The following is a 255-nucleotide window of genomic DNA, read 5'->3' as shown; positions in this document are numbered from 1 at the left end:
CTCGACTTGCATGTGTTAAGCACGCCGCCAGCGTTCGTCCTGAGCCAGGATCAAACTCTCCATAAAGGTCGTGCACCGCCACCCTCGACGGGGGCGGAAACCTAGAAGCAATCCCGACTCGACCCTTGCGGGCCGAATCCAAAGGAACCTCGCACACCCGATCGCACTGATCGTGTGTGACGGGGCCAAAACAAACATGGCTTAAAGAAAATCGAACACGCGCTGTTGAGTTCTCAAGAAACAACCGTTCTTCCC

General features: G+C 55.7%; 1 rRNA gene. It reads right to left on the bottom strand.

Going from position 1 to position 255, the window contains the following annotated elements:
- A 16S ribosomal RNA gene (locus tag RM479_RS27530) occupies positions 1-66 on the bottom strand; the annotation flags it as partial.
- Positions 67-255 lie beyond the last annotated feature (189 nt).

It is taken from the genome of Nocardiopsis lambiniae, assembly GCF_031845465.1.
Lineage (GTDB): Bacteria > Actinomycetota > Actinomycetes > Streptosporangiales > Streptosporangiaceae > Nocardiopsis > Nocardiopsis lambiniae.
This window is presented reverse-complemented; position numbering and strand designations above follow the sequence as displayed.